Origin of the sequence: Leptospira alstonii serovar Sichuan str. 79601 (assembly GCF_000347175.1) — a bacterium.
In the GTDB taxonomy this organism is placed as follows: domain Bacteria; phylum Spirochaetota; class Leptospiria; order Leptospirales; family Leptospiraceae; genus Leptospira; species Leptospira alstonii.
In genome coordinates this window covers 1-16,844 of sequence record NZ_ANIK01000021.1, presented here as the reverse complement: position 1 = coordinate 16,844, position 16,844 = coordinate 1, and the positions used below count along the sequence as shown (strand labels likewise).

13 protein-coding genes are annotated in these 16,844 nt (G+C 42.8%); 4 read left to right on the top strand and 9 right to left on the bottom strand.

All coding sequences use genetic code 11. The features are described 5' to 3' along the window. Positions 1–62: 62 nt before the first annotated feature. The 3 genes from LEP1GSC194_RS05010 to LEP1GSC194_RS05000 all read right to left on the bottom strand — a co-directional run bounded on the left by LEP1GSC194_RS05010 (position 63) and on the right by LEP1GSC194_RS05000 (position 3,482). A complete protein-coding gene (locus tag LEP1GSC194_RS05010; protein WP_020772617.1) occupies positions 63–1,634 on the bottom strand; it encodes a sensor domain-containing diguanylate cyclase in 1,572 nt (523 codons plus the stop codon). Positions 1,635–2,333: 699 nt separating this feature from the next. Continuing rightward, entirely contained in the window at positions 2,334–3,032 is a 699-nt protein-coding gene (locus LEP1GSC194_RS05005) for a FecR family protein (protein WP_017809998.1), read from the bottom strand. Between the two features lie 42 nt (positions 3,033–3,074). After that, positions 3,075–3,482 carry a hypothetical protein gene (locus tag LEP1GSC194_RS05000; protein WP_017809997.1) on the bottom strand — a complete coding sequence of 136 codons (408 nt, stop codon included), beginning with the start codon at positions 3,480–3,482 and terminating at the stop codon, positions 3,075–3,077. A gap of 266 nt (positions 3,483–3,748) precedes the next feature. On the opposite strand from LEP1GSC194_RS05000, the gene LEP1GSC194_RS04990 reads away from it, so the two are divergent. After that, positions 3,749–6,409, top strand: coding sequence for a methyl-accepting chemotaxis protein (locus LEP1GSC194_RS04990; RefSeq protein WP_020772593.1), 2,661 nt, complete (start codon positions 3,749–3,751; stop codon positions 6,407–6,409). Positions 6,410–6,527: 118 nt separating this feature from the next. On the opposite strand, the gene LEP1GSC194_RS04985 is transcribed toward LEP1GSC194_RS04990, so the two are convergent. After that, positions 6,528–7,220, bottom strand: coding sequence for a class I SAM-dependent methyltransferase (locus LEP1GSC194_RS04985; RefSeq protein WP_086005151.1), 693 nt, complete (start codon positions 7,218–7,220; stop codon positions 6,528–6,530). An 86-nt stretch (positions 7,221–7,306) separates the two neighbouring features. Further along, the gene (locus LEP1GSC194_RS04980) at positions 7,307–8,647 is read right to left on the bottom strand and encodes a hypothetical protein (protein WP_020772596.1); all 1,341 of its coding nucleotides are present in this window, start codon (positions 8,645–8,647) and stop codon (positions 7,307–7,309) included. A gap of 109 nt (positions 8,648–8,756) precedes the next feature. Between LEP1GSC194_RS04980 and LEP1GSC194_RS04975 the strand changes: the two genes are divergently transcribed. Together LEP1GSC194_RS04975 and LEP1GSC194_RS04970 are read left to right on the top strand one after the other, a co-directional pair. Then, positions 8,757–10,769: a protein meaA gene (locus LEP1GSC194_RS04975; RefSeq protein WP_020772606.1), complete on the top strand. Its 2,013-nt coding sequence runs from the start codon at positions 8,757–8,759 to the stop codon at positions 10,767–10,769. Positions 10,770–10,794: 25 nt separating this feature from the next. Beyond that, a complete protein-coding gene (locus LEP1GSC194_RS04970) occupies positions 10,795–11,742 on the top strand; it encodes a P-loop NTPase family protein (RefSeq protein ID WP_020772601.1) in 948 nt (315 codons plus the stop codon). Positions 11,743–11,840: 98 nt separating this feature from the next. Here the strand turns inward: LEP1GSC194_RS04970 and LEP1GSC194_RS04965 are convergent, their stop codons facing one another. Further along, the gene (locus LEP1GSC194_RS04965) at positions 11,841–12,362 is read right to left on the bottom strand and encodes a DUF1564 domain-containing protein (protein ID WP_036041453.1); all 522 of its coding nucleotides are present in this window, start codon (positions 12,360–12,362) and stop codon (positions 11,841–11,843) included. Between the two features lie 335 nt (positions 12,363–12,697). On the opposite strand from LEP1GSC194_RS04965, the gene LEP1GSC194_RS04960 reads away from it, so the two are divergent. Continuing rightward, positions 12,698–13,873, top strand: a complete 1,176-nt coding sequence (locus LEP1GSC194_RS04960) for an ankyrin repeat domain-containing protein (RefSeq protein WP_231384521.1) — start codon at positions 12,698–12,700, stop codon at positions 13,871–13,873. 91 nt (positions 13,874–13,964) lie between these two features. Here LEP1GSC194_RS04960 and LEP1GSC194_RS04955 read toward each other — a convergent pair whose 3' ends face one another. The 3 genes from LEP1GSC194_RS04955 to LEP1GSC194_RS04945 all read right to left on the bottom strand — a co-directional run bounded on the left by LEP1GSC194_RS04955 (position 13,965) and on the right by LEP1GSC194_RS04945 (position 16,652). Continuing rightward, the gene (locus LEP1GSC194_RS04955) at positions 13,965–14,615 is read right to left on the bottom strand and encodes an NADPH-dependent F420 reductase (RefSeq protein ID WP_020772605.1); all 651 of its coding nucleotides are present in this window, start codon (positions 14,613–14,615) and stop codon (positions 13,965–13,967) included. A gap of 809 nt (positions 14,616–15,424) precedes the next feature. Then, on the bottom strand, positions 15,425–15,640 hold the full coding sequence (locus LEP1GSC194_RS04950; RefSeq protein WP_020772607.1) for a hypothetical protein: 216 nt from the start codon (positions 15,638–15,640) through the stop codon (positions 15,425–15,427). A gap of 169 nt (positions 15,641–15,809) precedes the next feature. Beyond that, positions 15,810–16,652, bottom strand: a complete 843-nt coding sequence (locus tag LEP1GSC194_RS04945) for a hypothetical protein (protein WP_020772584.1) — start codon at positions 16,650–16,652, stop codon at positions 15,810–15,812. Positions 16,653–16,844: the final 192 nt, after the last annotated feature.

The window sequence follows — 16,844 nt, the reverse complement described above, 5'->3', positions numbered from 1 at the left end:
AACAGAAATAATTGCACTTTATAACAAGGAAAGATTAAACATCGACTAACTGCAACGTTTGGTCAGAGTATTTCTTCCGTAACGTCGGATATACATACTCGATTTCTTCCCAATGTTTTGGCTTGATACAATGCTTGATCCGCGCGCGCAAAAGTATTTTCTAAACCGTTTTTTCCTCCCCTACCTTCCGAGATTCCGATGCTCAAAGTCACGGGCCGGCCGTCTTGTAAGATCACTTTACTTTCTATTTCTTTCCGAAGATGTTCCGCGATATTGGCGGAGTCTTCCGGATTCGCCCCAAAAAGAAAAACCGCAAACTCTTCTCCACCCCAACGACAAACGGCATCGGTTTGACGAATGTTAGCGTTGAGTATCTGTGAGACTTTGACTAAAATTCTATCCCCCATATCGTGTCCGAACTTATCGTTCACTTGTTTGAAATGATCGATATCAATCATCAGAATCGTCCAGGATTGTCCGTGACGAGTTCCGATCGCAAGAGACTTTTGAGTCAGTCTTAGAAATCCGCGCCGGTTGGCAATCCCAGTCAAAGGATCCGTGTGAATCAACTTAGAAACATGCTCCATCGAAGTTTTCAACTTTATATAAAGAATCAGTACGATCCCGAGCGCGCATATAAGCCCCCAAAACGGAAGTAGATTTACGACGACGGAAACAAGGAATTCAATCGCCGAAATTCGATGAACCAAACGAACTTCGTTCTCCTTGATATCGAAAAAAGCCCAGTAATATCCTCCTTGTAAAAAGAATTTTTCCGCGGGACCGTTAGGAACCTGCGGCATGGAATCGTTTAGATCGATCCGAGAAATCTTTGCGATGATCTTTTTATTTTCATCGATTAGAATACTTTCCCCTATACAATTTCCCACTCCTAAAACTCTTCGCATCGTATCGAGTCCGATGTCGATGGAAACCACGCCGATGAATCGATCCCGAAAATATACGGGCTCGGATACCGTGATCATCAATCCTTGTCCGCCGATATCGTTGTAGAGTTCCGTAATGATCTGTTTGCGGTCGGGATTTGCTTCCGGCTTTGCTTGTGCCCAAAAGGGTCTTTTATATAGTCCTTCGTTAAAAACGTCCCGAGACGGTTTCGTTTGAGGAGCGAAATAAAGGAATTTTTGCGCGGATACGTAATATACCCAAACCACCTCGCTCTGCCTTTCCACCAATGTATCGAACTGTCCGCTCAGATTCAGCGCCGCCTCGACCTCTCTCAAAAAATACGGTGTGACTGAAGATGATGTCAAAGCCGGACCCGAAAATTCCGCCGTAGATGAATTCGTTCTTTTCCGATTGTAGTCTTTGATTCCGAAAAGTTGTAAACTAGGATAGTTTTTGAACTTACGAGAGACCTGTGCGTTCAAAACCGTATCCTCGTAATAAGTCATGGAATGAGTAATCGAAAGCCCTAAGGCTCTGGTTTGATTGCTGATTCTTTGAATATAATCCTGCGTTACTTTCGCCCTCATCCAAACGACACGGTAAATTTCATTTTGCATCTTCTTCGCTTCGTAAACGAACGTCCCGATGATCAGAATCGGTATGATGGCTAAAACCATAAGAATCGTTTTTCTTTGTAATCTTGTTTCGTTTTGATATACGCTCATTCGGTCCCGACTTGCCTTACAAGTACAGAATCGCACGGAATTTATTTCTCCGCAAATGTTTATTGAATTTCATCCCGATGAATCGAATATGATTCTATATTTTAAGAATTTATCGGGTTTAGGCGCAGTTGATAAACCTTGAAAATGATAAGATGAAATCTTTAGGAATCCATACCGGGATTTTAAAAACCGTACAAAAAAACACAAAAAATGTTTTGTTCATGGATACCGACAGGGCTTGTTTCTTCTGAAGAATTCATTTCAAGGATTTGAAAGTCAATTTAGGCGCAAAAAGTTGACTTCTTCGCTCCTTTAAAGGCAGGAAAGAATCTTAAGACTCAAATTATAAAAAGGAAAGCTATAAAAATCTCGGAATGCCCGTTTTCTTAGGAAAAACACATTACAAAAAAGACATAGAGCAACGTAAGTTCGGCGTTACCAATGCGAAAGCGATTATATGTTGCGACCTATCGAACGACTCATAGGGAGTGAGATTGAGTTCAGAGAGCACATTGAGTTCAATTCCGAAGGAATTGTATCTTAAGGCGCTTGGTTAAAGCCAAGGACCGGATTCGCCCGATCTTTATCCATGAATTGGTGTTAGAGTAGGTTTCAGACGGCTCGTCGAACTTACGGGTTCGAAATTCGAGCCATCCAAACTGAGTGACGGCGACAAAGCCTAAATCGTATTCCGGCGTTTTAAGGAGACTCCAATTTCTTTTTTGCCAACTCGTATATGACCTGAAATTGTTCGACTGTCATTTTGTTTTGTTCGCCCACCGGGGATTTTTCGATTTCACTGTGATTGTGTAAGTACGGAATATTCGATTTTTGTAAATCACTCGGCGTGATATAAATCGTCTTTTCCCCTTTTACAACGGATAAATAATCGGCGTCGTTGATTTTTTTTGCATGGTTTTGTCTGTTTTCCAGTTCTATTTGACCCTCGCAATGACAGGTGAACGTCATATCTCCGTATACCGAAGTATAAAATTTCGTTCCTCTTACTCCCGCTGTCGTCGTCGGCGTATGAAGACTCATCCTCTCCCCTTTCAACAACTTATTCGTTAAGATCCAAGAACTTCCCTTATCTTGAAAAAAGGATTTTTCATCGGATTCTTCCCTTACTTGAAATCGGGAATCCGATTGAATTTCAATGACGGTCGAATCTTCCCCGAAAACAAGCGTCGCAACCGACTTTGTTCCGGTTACGATCGTATCTCCGTTTAAGATCTCTTGTGAGACGGTCGCCTTTAATTGTTGTTCTCCTCTTTGAACGGAAACGTCCCCTTTTAAGAACGTAATCGCTCCCTTGGCGCCGTTCGACCGGCTTTTTCCACAATCAAAAACCAATCCGCTCATACATACGACGATGAATATCATCGATATCTTTTTCATACATTCTCCCTTTACTTTAAGAAATTCATTATTATTCATAGACTATTTTTGCGTTAGTCGACCCGCAAGATAACCCATCGGAATATACGCTCCCGCCAAATCCAATACGGTAAACCAAATCGGCGAAGGCAGCATTGTTATATTTGCGATACCTCCCGCTAAGAATAAGAATGCGATCCCCAAAGCAAACTTCATTTTATGGTTTGCGCTTATGATTGCGGTAAGTAACGCTCCGGCAAACGTTCCCAATGCGTGAGCTAAAAAGGGGAAAATAAAATGTTTCGGTTGGAATAAATGTATGGACGTTTTCAATCCTTCCATCGTCGTTACGTCGGCTCCGTTCGGCGGAGGAATGATGTGACCGCTAATCATTATGATTCCCATGTTTACTACGCTGCCGATAACGGCGCCTACAACAACCGCTAATATGTTTCGAATGATCGGATTCATATTCTATTGTCCTAATTTTGTTTTTTGCTTCGACGATTTGTCCCAAAACTCTATCGTTCGTTGAACTTCAAATTTCGGGTTTCCATATAATTTCAACGGCAAAGTAACGGCAAGAATAGTTTTCAACCGTTTCGGTTGGAGTTTTAGGGGAACAAATTTATAACGACCGTCCGGGGGGTTCCCTTTTATCCGAAACAATATTGAGCATGAGTTTCAAATTTCCTTGACGATAGGGGTTTTGCAAAAGTTTATAGGATACCTATATTATGGATTTGATCTATTTAAATTATTTCTCTTTGGCTTCGTTAATCGGGATTCTTTTTATCGGATTCACAGCGTTCTTTTTTTTCTCCATTCAGGAAAAGGCGTCCGGCACGATTTATCTTAGCGTTGGTCTCTTGTTCCTTGGAATCCTTCACGTCGGTTACATGGCGGGTTTTCCATTTTACTCATCTTGGTCCGTTTTTCACAGATGGATCGTGATTCCGTCTCCCTTTTTGGGAGTTTTATTTCTCGTAATGTTCTTTTTTCAATATCCGCAACCGGTTTCCAAAAAGATTATGATTCCCGCGTTTTCAATCGCGTTGTTGGGAGTAGTCATTATCTGCGTTTGGTATTTTTACGAGTCTTTCTCCGCAAAAAGAGTCTTTTACTTTTCGGGCCATTATTGGGACTTTCAAGTTAATTTTTTCTATAAGGTTTATGCAGTAGCCATCATTTTTTATACCTTTCTTTTCGTTGTAATCGGCGCCTGGAGAATGGTAACTCTCAAAGGCAAGGATAGAATCATTACCGGAATCGTCTTAATACCCATGGCTTCGATCATTCTGATTCCGGGCGTGTTCAACGCAATGAGTCGAGACGGCGCCGTTTCCAGAGAATTGTATCAAACGGTTTTGGACATTTCTCTCGTAACCGGTTTGTTTGTCGTGCTTGTGGGTTATATCAATTATACGAGTGAAAAAACTTCCATTCTTTCCAGAATCACCGGAATCACACTCGCTACGTTTTTTCTGATCTTACAGATCTTAAGTATATTCATTTTTAATCAATACGAAGAATCGTACGACTTAATTAAAAAAACGGAGGTTAGACTTTCCGCGGCCGGTTTAGTAGTTTCCAAGGATTTGGAATACGTTTTCCAATACGATCCCGCGACGGATTCCATAACGTCCCTCCTTCCGGAAAATTCCCGGCAACCGGACGAATCCGCGCTGAGAGAATTCCGTTTTTTCAAAATAGCTCATAATCTTTTCGAACTTCCTTCTCTTCCCAATGGGGAATTCAAACAAAGTGCGGAAGATATATTAAAAAATTCTCCTTCCGATTTTGACGCGTATAAAGCGGGTGTAAAAGAGTATCTTTCTTCCAAAAACGAAACTCAACTTTCGGGGAAGGATATGGAATCGTTTTTCGGCGATCTACAAAATACGTTAGTTGTGCTTAGGAACAAATACTTTCACTTACCTCCGAAAGAAAAAAACGATTCGACTTCTTTGGATAAACTGTTTCAATCGAAAACTCCCGGAATCGACGGATATCTAAAAGAACTGAAAAAATTCGCGTTAAATCCGGACGTGACGGATTCCGCAAAAAGAAATAAAATTTTTGATACGCTTCTTACACAGATAAGAAAGCCGGACGAAAGAACATACAAAGGGGAAAGAGTTTATGAATTCGACGGTTCGATTCCCAAACATTATATTTCCTATTTTTACGCGTCCGAAGGAAAAATCTACGAAGTAGGATTTCGATACGAATCTTTAAGGGCCTATCTCCATCCTACCGGTAAAATTCTTTATATATCTGCGATTTGTATTTTGTTTCTTGTTCTATTCGGATTCCGTTTTTTCTTTCAAGGAGCTTTGCTCAATCCTCTCGAAGATGTGGTGGTCGGTTTAAGGGAAGCCAATTCCGGAAACTTAGAATATCGTCTTCAAATTAAGGTGGAGGATGAAATCGGATTTATCGCTCGTTCGTTTAACAAAATGGCACAATCCATTCAAACCACAAGACAACGCGTGCATTCTTCGGCTGAAACATTGGATACGTCGGTGACGGACTTTTCGGAATTTACGAGTTTAACCGGCGCGAAAATGGAATCGCAAGCTTCTTCCTTGGAAGAGGTCAATGCTGTGATCGAATCCTTATCGAAAACCTCGGAAAAGAACGTCGACTCGATCAGAATTCAAAACGAGAATCTGATCGAACTGAATCAAAAGTCCCAGGTTCTTTTGGACGTAATCGCGAAAATATCGGAATATTCCAAAGGTTTGGATACGAATGCGAAAGAAAGTAAATTGGAAATGGAAGTAGTGAAGAAGTCGGTTGAAAAGACGGGCGGATTCTTAAAGAACATTTCGAGTTCGTTTCAGCGTGTGGATGAGATCAATCGTATCCTCGGAGAAATAGCGAATAAAACCAATCTCCTTTCTCTGAACGCTTCGATCGAAGCCGCGCGAGCGGGTACGGCCGGTCGCGGATTTGCGGTTGTGGCTCAGGAAGTTAGTAAACTTGCAGAGTTTACAGCCACCAATGCGAAGATGATTTCGAAAGTGGTTCAAGAGTCGCTCGAGTTTATCGAAGAGGCGAATACGGCGTCTCGTGACGCGGATCATTCGACCGAGAATCAGAGCGTCAAGATCAATCTTACCGTATCTAAAATAGAAGAGATGAGTCGTTTGTATGAACGCGGAACTACGATAGTAAACGATTTCGTAAATAATCTTGAGAGAACGAAAAAATTATCGGATGAATTGTTTTATTCCACGGAAGATCAGATGACGGGTCAGAAGGAAATGATGAAGGCGATGTTCGAGCTTGAAAAGGAAGTCAACGAGATCGCACAGGAATCCGTAAAAATTCAAGATGGGATTTTGAAGATCAAAACTCAATCGAGTGATTTGAAGGCTTTGAGCGTCGTTTAATCGATTTTGTTGAAAAGCGGGGTCCGCAATTTCGTACAAACGACGTTTCTTAGAAGGAATGAGAATCAATTGATTATCGATGATTTCGATAAAACATTAGAGTTGTTGATTATTCTACTCACTCGTCCTTAAACAGTTCGTCCGTAAATCTTGAATCTCCCACCAATCTGCTTTCTAAAAGATTAAAACCGACTCTTCGGAAATACGGTTCGATGACCTTGAGATATTGTTTTTTGGTTCTTACGTAAGCGTAAGGATCTTCGAAGTGGATGTCTTTTTTCATCCGGATGTAGTCGTCCTTTGTGGGAACGGAGAAATAGAGATACTTTACGATTTTATGAAGTTTTTCGAAGACGGATTTTAGATCGCCTTTGATGTATTGAACCACGGAATTACAGATTCCAAGATCGAAAGGAAGATGAACAAAATAGGAAAGGTCCAACTCTTGAACGGTTGTGTTTAAAACGGAGATGTTCCACGATCGAATCCATTTCTGAACGAGAAGTTCGTCGAGCATCTGTTCGGAAGGATCGATGGCAAGAACCCTTCCGGGTTTGAAAATTTTCACCATCTCCTTTAAGAGAATTCCCTTTCCGAATCCGAAGTCCGCGACGGAATTTACGTCGATTTCCATCAGATTCAGAATCGATTTCGCATAACGTGCGTGCTCTTTGGCGTTAAACGTGGCGTCAACGTCGGTTCCGGAGCCGTAAATATCCCTCCAGTACGCGGTTTCAAACGGTAGTCCGTTGGCTCCCAAGGTCAGGTCGTCGTCGGAAGACTCTTCTTCGGCATCGGCTCCGAAATTCAGTTTTTCCTTATAGAAGTACGCGGAATTTTTTCCTTTGAAAACGGAGTTCTTATCTTTTAAATTCGACTTTTTTTTCCAAATCGATTTCAAAGATTCGGTTCCGGACTTAAAGCAGAGGAAGAAAACATTCCCGTTAGAAAACGATTCAGGCTTTTTTCGCCGGTCTTAAGCAAAAGTTGAGACTTTGCTTTTCCGACTTGAATCTTGATCTGAGTGTTCTCTTTTTCACCGGAGATGACTTTCGTAAGAAATCCGGTGATCAAAATCTGTTCTCCCGATAAAAAGATATACTGCGGATTTTTAAACTTATAACGTTTGAGCATCTCTCTTTTGTCCGCGAGCCAGACTTCTTCCAAAAACAAATAATCCCGATTTTTCCATTCCTTCGGTCGTGCGGATTGAAGTCTTTGTTTGGAATGAAAATACACGTAAGACGAAACCGCGGGACTCGCGTAAATTTTTTCGTCCGTCTGAATCACAGACCTACTCTTAAGATTGACGAGGTCTTTCGTAAACGCGCTCAACTTGGTCGCGTTGATTCCGGTCGTCGGTTTAACGGAAAAATAAGCGGAGACGAGTAAAATCACGATCAACACCGCGCTCGCCGCGACGCTGCTCAGTTCTTTTTCGGATTTTAAAAGAAAACTTCCGATATAAAGGATCAAAAACAACGGCCCGAAATTCGCCAAGTAACTCCATAAGAGTTTGTAAAACGTTTCGAATGAATTCGCTCCGTAAAATTCGGCGGTAATCAAAACGGTAAGTAGAGTTAAAAAAACTCCCATGTAAACGAGTAACACCAACTGAGGAATGTTCCTTCTCTTAAAAAAAACGGATTGGTGTTTCTTTCTTTCCCGAATTCCGACCGTTCCGGCCTTGATTACGAAAATCGTAAGACCTACAAAGAAGATCGTAAAGTGAGAGAAAAAACTTCCCAGCAAACAGACGGCGAGTAGGAATATGTCGCCGAGGGTCTCCATTCTAAACGCGAGAAACAATATCAAAAGGAAGAACAAGCTAAAACATTCCGGATAAAAAACCGAAGGTATCGAATACGTCAGCGGCGTAATCGCGGATAAATAACAGAGAAGGTAATGATTGGGTTTCCATTTTTCTCTCTGAAGTATTAAACCGATCCAATGAATCCCGGAGGAAAAAATAAACGCGGAAAGTGAAAACAGAGCCGTGGTATAGTTGAGTCCGGTGATCGATTTCCAAAGATCCAGAACCAAAAACGGAAGCGGCGGTTGATCGGAGTAAAACTTTCCTTCCTCCGTTAAAGAACGGAGATTGGCGAGCATCTCCATCGCCTCCGGATTTAAAGGTTCTCCAAACCAGTTGTAAAGTAAGGTAAGAACGACCGCAAGACCGATCGCAGATAGGAAAACGAAGATTGGGTTGGCTTTATTGCTTCTTTCTAAGTCCATTGGGTTCGTAGTGGTTTTCGCGGAAATCAAAGCAAGGATAAAAATTTGGGTGAAATTCTACCAACACATTTTGAAGTAACAATGAGAACCTCGAATCGGGACGGAATTCATGGAAAATAAAAATCATATCCTATACGACAAAACCGGAAAACCATCCAAAGAACCGGCTTGGATTTTCAGAACTTACGCGGGCCATACAAACGCGAGAGAATCCAACGAACTTTTTAGAAAAAACCTTTCCAAAGGCCAAACCGGTCTTTCCATCGCCTTCGACCTCGCGACTCAATGCGGTTATAGTTCCGATCATGCGATTGCAAGACCGGAAATCGGTAAGGTCGGCGTTCCGATCAACACCCTGGAAGATTTTAGAATCCTATTCAACCAAATCCCGATCGAGGAAATGAATACTTCGATGACGATCAACGGAACTTCGATGTATCTTTTGTCCCTTTACGTCGCGCTCGCCCAAGAACGAGGAGTGGACGTTTCCCTTCTTCAAGGTACCACCCAAAACGACATCATCAAAGAATATCTCGCGAGAGGAACTTACATCTTTCCTCCCGCTCAGTCCATCCGAGTCATCGTCGACATGTACGAATACTGTCTGAAGAACATTCCGAAATGGAACCCGTCTAACATCTGTTCGTATCATTTGCAAGAAGCCGGTGCGACTCCGGTTCAAGAACTCGCGTTCGCACTCGCTACCGCGATGGCGATCCTGGACGCGATCAAGGAAAGAAACTGTTTTACTCCGGACGAGTTCGAACAGTGTGTGGGTAGAATTTCATTCTTTGTAAACGCGGGAATCCGTTTTGTGGAAGAGATGTGCAAGATGCGCGCCTTCACGGATATGTGGGACGAAATCACAAGAGATCGTTACGGAGTTAAACAGGAAAAGTACCGTCGTTTCCGCTACGGCGTTCAAGTAAACTCCTTGGGTTTGACCGAGGAACAACCCGAAAACAACGCGTGGAGAATTTTGATCGAAGCGTTAGGCGTCACCATGAGTCGGGACGCGCGTTGCAGAGCGCTCCAACTTCCCGCTTGGAACGAAGCCCTTTCTCTTCCGAGACCTTGGGATCAACAGTGGTCTCTTAGACTTCAACAAGTCCTCGCGTATGAAACGGATCTTCTCGAATATCCGGATCTATTCGAAGGTTCTAAAGTTGTGGAAAGCAAGGTAAAAGAACTCAAAGAAGAGGCTTACAGAGAAATCCAAAAAATTCTGGATATGGGCGGTGCGATCAAGGCGATCGAAAACGGTTACATGAAATCTCAGCTTGTTAAGTCTCAATCCGAACGCCTTTCCAAAATCAACAACAACGAACTCATCATCGTCGGTAAGAACAAATGGACCGAAGGAACCCCTTCTCCACTCATGACCGATCAAGACGGTGGAGTTTTCAAAGTGGATCCTAAGTCCGCCGAAGAAACTCTGGAAGTCCTTGCTAAAACGAAAGCGAAAAGAGACGCAAACGTCGTCAAAGCCGCGCTTGCAACTCTCGAAGCCGACGCAAAAGCAAATCAAAATCTAATGTATGCTTCCATCGAATGCGCCAAGGCGGGAGTTTCTACGGGAGAATGGGCGGACGTTCTCAGATCCGTCTTTGGAGAATACAGACCCGCAACCGGTGTCGAAGGACAAAAACTCAATCTCGAAACCGACAAGGTGCTTCGAGTGAGAGGTAAAGTGGAAGCGTTCTTAAAAGATAGAGGCTCCAGACCGAAAATCGTGGTCGGCAAACCGGGGTTAGACGGTCATTCCAACGGCGCAGAGATGATCGCCGTTTCCGCTAAACACGCCGGTTTCGACGTGATCTATTCGGGAATTCGTTTAACACCGGAAGAAATCGTTCAGACCGCGGTGGAAGAAAACGCGGACGTGATCGGCGTTTCCATTCTTTCCGGTTCTCATTTGGAACTTGCGGAACAGATTTTCTCGGAACTGAAACACTACAAAGCGGATATCCCCGTCGTATTCGGAGGAATTATTCCTCCCACCGACTTTGACGCTCTGACAAATCTCGGAGTAAGAGCGATCTTTACTCCGAAAGATTACGATTTGATGGACGTGATGGAAAGAATCATCGACATCATTTCCACAACCGTCAAGGCCGCATAACGTCTGTTAAACTTCGGACACGGTCGTGAAACGGATAGAAAAACTCGCGGATCTTATCGAAGGGGCGCGGGAGGGTGAAAAATTTCCTCTCGCAAAACTCATCTCCGGTTTGGAAAGACCGGATTCTTTCGAGTTTAGGAAGAATCTTTTCGAGACACTTGCGGCGCTCGGACTCAACGGTAAGAATTCTCTCACCGTAGGTTTTACGGGAACTCCCGGCGCGGGAAAGTCCTCTCTTTTGGGCGAACTTGCGACCCAATTTTTAAAATCGGATAACGGGGAAACGATGGCGATCGTTGCGATCGATCCTTCCAGCCATATCTCCGGCGGTTCGTTGCTCGGCGATAGGACCCGTCTTTCCTTGCCTGCGAGGGAAAAAAGAATTTATTTCCGTTCTCAACCCAGTCAGTTGGAACTCGGCGGTGTCAATCCTTACACGTTTCACGTTATCCGGCTTTTACGTTGTTTTTTTCGCTACGTGTTTATTGAAACGGTGGGCATAGGCCAAAACGAGATCGAGGTTTCCAAACTGGTCGATCTTTCGTTTTTAGTCTTGCAACCGTTAGGCGGCGACCAGGTCCAGTTTATGAAAAGCGGGATCATGGAAGTTCCAGATTCTTTCATTTTGAACAAATGCGACGAGGAAGTTCTGGCGAACTCCAGTTATCATATGTTGATTACGACCTTGGAATTTTTAAAAGACGTCATGCCTGGAAAAATTCTTCCTCCCGTTTTCAAAACTTCCGTCAAATCCAAACAAGGTATTTCCGAACTTCTGGACTTCGTTCGAACGGCAAATCCTTCCTCCGATCGTTCCAAGGAAACGGTTCTGCAATTGAAAAAATGGATCAAAAACGAATTCGGTAACTTCGGTCTGAAGATCATCGAACGTCTCCCCTATTCGAGTTCAGAAAATTTCGAATTTCTCGAAGACGCTGCGCTTCGGGAAATTCGAAAAAATCTGCGATCTTAACTTTCGATTGCGATCGGTTCGTCCAATCGTACCGGCGCCTAACAAGGCTTTGGTGAGTTTTAGAAGGCGGTTTTCGTATATTACGTTTCGGCAAATATTCAGGAACCGCGGCGATAGATTTCGGTCATCGGGTTCGGTTTGAATTCCAATTCCCTGGATATTAGATTTTGTCGTAAATCGAGCGTCCATATCATTTTGTAAGTCCCGTGAAAACTAGGAACTCCTCTATTTAAAGTTTCCACGATAGAATCTCCGACCCCAACGTCTTCCAACCAAAGCATATAATTAAAAAGATAACATCGCGATACCCCATGCGCCGCCGCAAGCGCACCTAAAATCGCCCAAGTTCCGGTATTCACGCGAATACTTAACTTTTTCATTTTCCCGACTCCACGGTTGTATTTGATTTTACCCGCCTTGTAATGGAGACGTTTCATCGCCGCAATGTATTTCCCATATCTTCGTAACAAAGACGGAAGCCGCCTCGGAAGAATTTTCTTCTCTTCCGGACTCAAACGATCCCAATAAGTAAGCGGGACCAAAAGAGAATCCAAACCGAACGGACCCTCAATCAAAGCGGATTCAATCTTCTTACCGGAAGAAAACCATAACATTTCCATACACATTACGGTTCTCGGAACGGTTACAAAGGAGCGAATTTGCAGATTTTTTTTGAATTAAACTCCGAAATCGAACAACACTTCTCCTTGACATAGGAAATTTATTTCCTATTCTAACGCGGATTCGGTATAATAAATGCGAAAGCGATTATATGTTTCGACCCACAACGCGCCCCTTAGGAAGCGTTGAGTTTAGAGTGATGCAAGAGTTAGAACGTCTCGCTTCTAGGGTCGCTCGACGGGAAGAAACATTGAGTTCAAGCGCGGTCCGGCCTTGGCCGGATTCGCCGAAACTTTTTCCAGGAATTCACTTATTCTATTTTCCTATGAATCTTATGAAAACCATTCTCATTTTTTTACTTTCCATTCCTCTTTTTGCACAACATCCCAATCACGCGATCGGAGAATCTTTCCTCAAGATTTCCAAACGAGCGAACCTTCCGGATGCAACAATTTCAGGCTCGGGTATACGCGCGGTCTTACTCGTGGGAGACGTGGACGGAGACAACGGACAAGGAACGTTAGGTTATATTAAGAATATGCAGGATCTCGCAAAGATACTGAGAACAAGGAACATTCAAGTAACCGAATATTACAGTCCCAATAATTCGTGGGAACAGATCAAAGGATCGATCCAAGGAGCAAACCTGGTTCTTTACGCCGGACACGGAATCGGAAGCAACCTGACCCAAACTCCCTATCATCAAAAGTATGTGGGAGGTTTTGCGTTGAAGGGAAAATTCGTTTCCAATGAAGACGTCGAAAACACTCTCAAGCCGGCGCCGGGTGCGATCGTACTTTTTTTAGGCGCTTGTTTTACGGCCGGGAACATGGCTTACGACATGGGAGTTATAGACGCCGAAGAAACGAAACACAGGATTTCCATGTATTCCGCGCCTTTTTTAAAAGCGGGCTTTCAAGGTTATTATGCGACATGGGCTCCTTGGACGGCTCAGAGTATAATCGCAGAACTTTTTACGGATAAAACGTTCGGTTCCGTCTACGATACTCAGACAAATCTTTCCGAAGTGACAAAGATAGATCACCCTACCGATTCGAACGGAAAATTATTCTATCATAAAGGGAGAATGGAATCCAAAGTCGTCTTCGACTACGCCTTTGCTGGAAATCCAAACGCCCGCATATCCGATAAAGCTTCGCATAACAACGCACAGACGGTCTTAACCCCAGAAGAACAAACCGCAAAGAACGCCGCTCTTATCAAAGCGGTTTATAAGAAGGATGTTAAAACCGCGACCAAATTGTTAAACGAAGGAGCGGACCCGAACGCGGAAAACAAGGGTTGGAGAATACTTCATCTTTCCGTATATTTCGATCTTCCCGAACTGACAAAACTTCTTTTGGATAAGAAAGCAAATCCTAACTATCAAGTGGACGGTTATACAGCCCTTTCCTTAGCAACTGCTTACGAACGCACCGAAATCATCTCCCTTCTCGAAGCGGCTGGAGGAACCAAGTCCCGATCGACTTCCGTTAAACCAAAACCTTAAGTGTCGACACAAACATCGGATCCATCGCGGGAACAACAGACGCTTACGCGGAAAAAATCCGTCAAGTTTCGAAATATACGTTCGGAAAAGATCATTTCAAAAGTTTAAACGCATGCGTCCAGGATTGGGATAAAAGGCCCGGTATACACCAGAGAATACAAAGAGGTTCGATCGCTCTCGCGGCTTCCATCTTTCCCATGTCTTCCGTATCCCAGCCGAATGAATCCAAAATTTCCTTCACCTGTTTTTTGGAGAAGTCGTTGTTTCCACAGATAAACATACTCGGCTTTCCGTCCTTCAACTGAGGATTTACCATCAAAGCGCTCCCGACCGAGCTAAAACACTTTACGAAATTAGCATTCGGTACTTGTTTCTGAAGTTGCTCCATTAGAGATTCATTGTATGATGTGAAAAATTTCAAAACTCCGTTTTGCGGCGGCTCATCCGAAATCGGATTGGTAGTATCGATGATCGTTTTTCCGCTTAACGAATCGTTTCCAGCCAACTTCAAAACGTCCGAGGCGATATTTCCTTTCACTGAGAGGACCATAATCTCCGCAAAGGCGGCGGCTTCCGCGAAAGTTCCGATCGAGGCGCCTGCTCCGGCCTTAGACAACCATTCTTTGAGTTTTCCGGAATCTCTCGTGCCGATCTTCACTTCGGCCCCGTATTTTAAAAATCCGTTCGCGAGAGTTTGACCGACAATACCGGAGCCTAAAATTCCAATTTTTTTTCCTTTCATAATCTCTCCTATAACCTTATTGATTCGGTTTCATTGGAAAGAATCAAACAGGATTTTTAGAAGGTTGCATCTTTTTATCAACCTCGCGGCACACCTTACTTACAAATAAAGGGGATGAAAAAGTTGTTCTTCCTTTCTTAAAAAAGGAACTTTAAGACTTGTTCTAAAACTTTCATATACACCCTTAGGCCATCCCCAAGGAAAGAATACACTCAGTCGATTATTTTCGGTGATAGATGGATATTGGATTCGTTTTAAAGAAAGTCATTTACACAGGATTGCTGACAACACCAACAAAAATTGTTTTTCTTCCTTTAGTATATCAACATTCTCTTATTTCTCAACGGCTCACTATCCGTTCTCTTCCAACTTCTCCAAATCCTCATAGCGAACTTCCAATTTCACAAGTTTGTCCGTGAGGGGATTAAAGTAAACACAAGTGACTTACGCTTCCACTTCGCCGGGCTATTTTGCTGGAAAAAAAAGCCCGGACCCGGTTTTGTATAAACCCAATAAGATCTGAATATTCGGAAAAACCACTATCCACTGATTCCTAAAATCTATCCACTAACATCAAGGCGCATCCACAAACATCTTTGGCCCGTTCTCTTGTCTCTTATCGCTTCGCCTAATACATAGCCTTTCTTACTTTTCTTTTCCTCTGCTTCCATTTCTTCCCCCAGTTTGAAAACTCATTCTCTGGGTTCCGATTTTTCTTCTCTTTCCTTGATGTTCTCCCTCCGTTTGTTTTTAGTTCGAAGGGAGTTTTTGTTTTTCTCGATACGTGATAATTTCTTTGAATCTGCGTTTTACTTGGGAAGATAAGGGAGTATTTCCTTAATACGCTCCAAATCCTCCGGAAACATCTGAACTTTCACAAGTGCTTCCTTCTCTGCGTCAAAGTAAACGCAACTTACTTCCGGGTTCCAAGCTACTTCGACATACATCTTTTGGCCCGTTCTCTTGTCTCTTACTGCTTCGCCTAACTCAAAGCCTTTCTTACTTTTCTTTTCCTCTGCTTCCATTCTTCCCTCTACTTCAAAAGTAATCTCGTCCCCGTTCTACTGAAAGAACGCTTTTCACTCTATACACATTCTATTTTTCTAATTTAATATTTTCTCTCGGAAAAGCCACTATCCACTGATTCCTATTTACTGAACCCTAAGTGGTAGGTTTAACTTGAAAACATTAATATCACTTTTCAGATACATCCAAATAAATGCTATTACATGTCGCTAAATTTCCGCATAGACTGGCAAGCGCGCTATCCCGCGTTTCAGGAAAGCCAGCAATAAGTATTTGATGTATATTGCTTTTGGATAAATTCTCTTTTAGGCCGGCAACTGAAATTTTTGAACTCCTGACCTTACCTTTACTTATTGACTTCGCGCTATGTAAAGCGCCGAGAATGTAATTCACTTCCTCCGAATTGTATATTAAATCACCATTGGCAGAATACATCAAAGGTTCATATAGAACTAAAAACGCAGGGAGATAAGTATAGCGGCGACCTCCTAACTCGAAATATTTGGATTCTCGATATTCTACATACAATGTATGATAAAAGATCGCATCCACCTGATACTTCTTTGCCATTTTTTGAATGTATTCCTTTTTCGGAAAATATACATCCGTAGGAAACACTGTCGGATATTCGTTTATTGTGATTTTAGCTATCTTTTCAAAATTAACACTTTCTTTCGAAAGATCCTCCGTATATTCCACCGTTTGAAATTCGTAAGCCCCTTTGCTAAGTATGCTTTCGATCGCTCTCTTTAGAAAATTCCCAGTTTCACGAACACTCTCTCTATATTCTTCCGACTCTTTTGCGTTCGGCTGGAAGTCGGATTCTTTGGGAAAATAATTCGGCACAAAGTCCTTAGATATATACACCGGAAGCACCAGGACTTTTTTGATATCGCTCTTTACCTTCTCTTTTGGAATCGTAAAGTGATGCCCAAGGCACTGAGTCAGTAAAAGCGCAATTGCTGATATACAAATTGTATGGTAAGAATTCCTTATTTGCAATCGATTCATTCTTTTCTCCGTTTGTTTAATTCTTAGTAAGCTTCTTCTTTTAGTAACTTCAAGATTTCAGTATATTCTGAAATCTTCAAATCACTTCCTCTCCCGTAGGATACGATGCTCGTGTTTCTTCCTCTTTCGGTTCGATCTCGTCAATTCCCAGCTCGACTACGTTCAATCTACCACTCGCGAAATACACACATT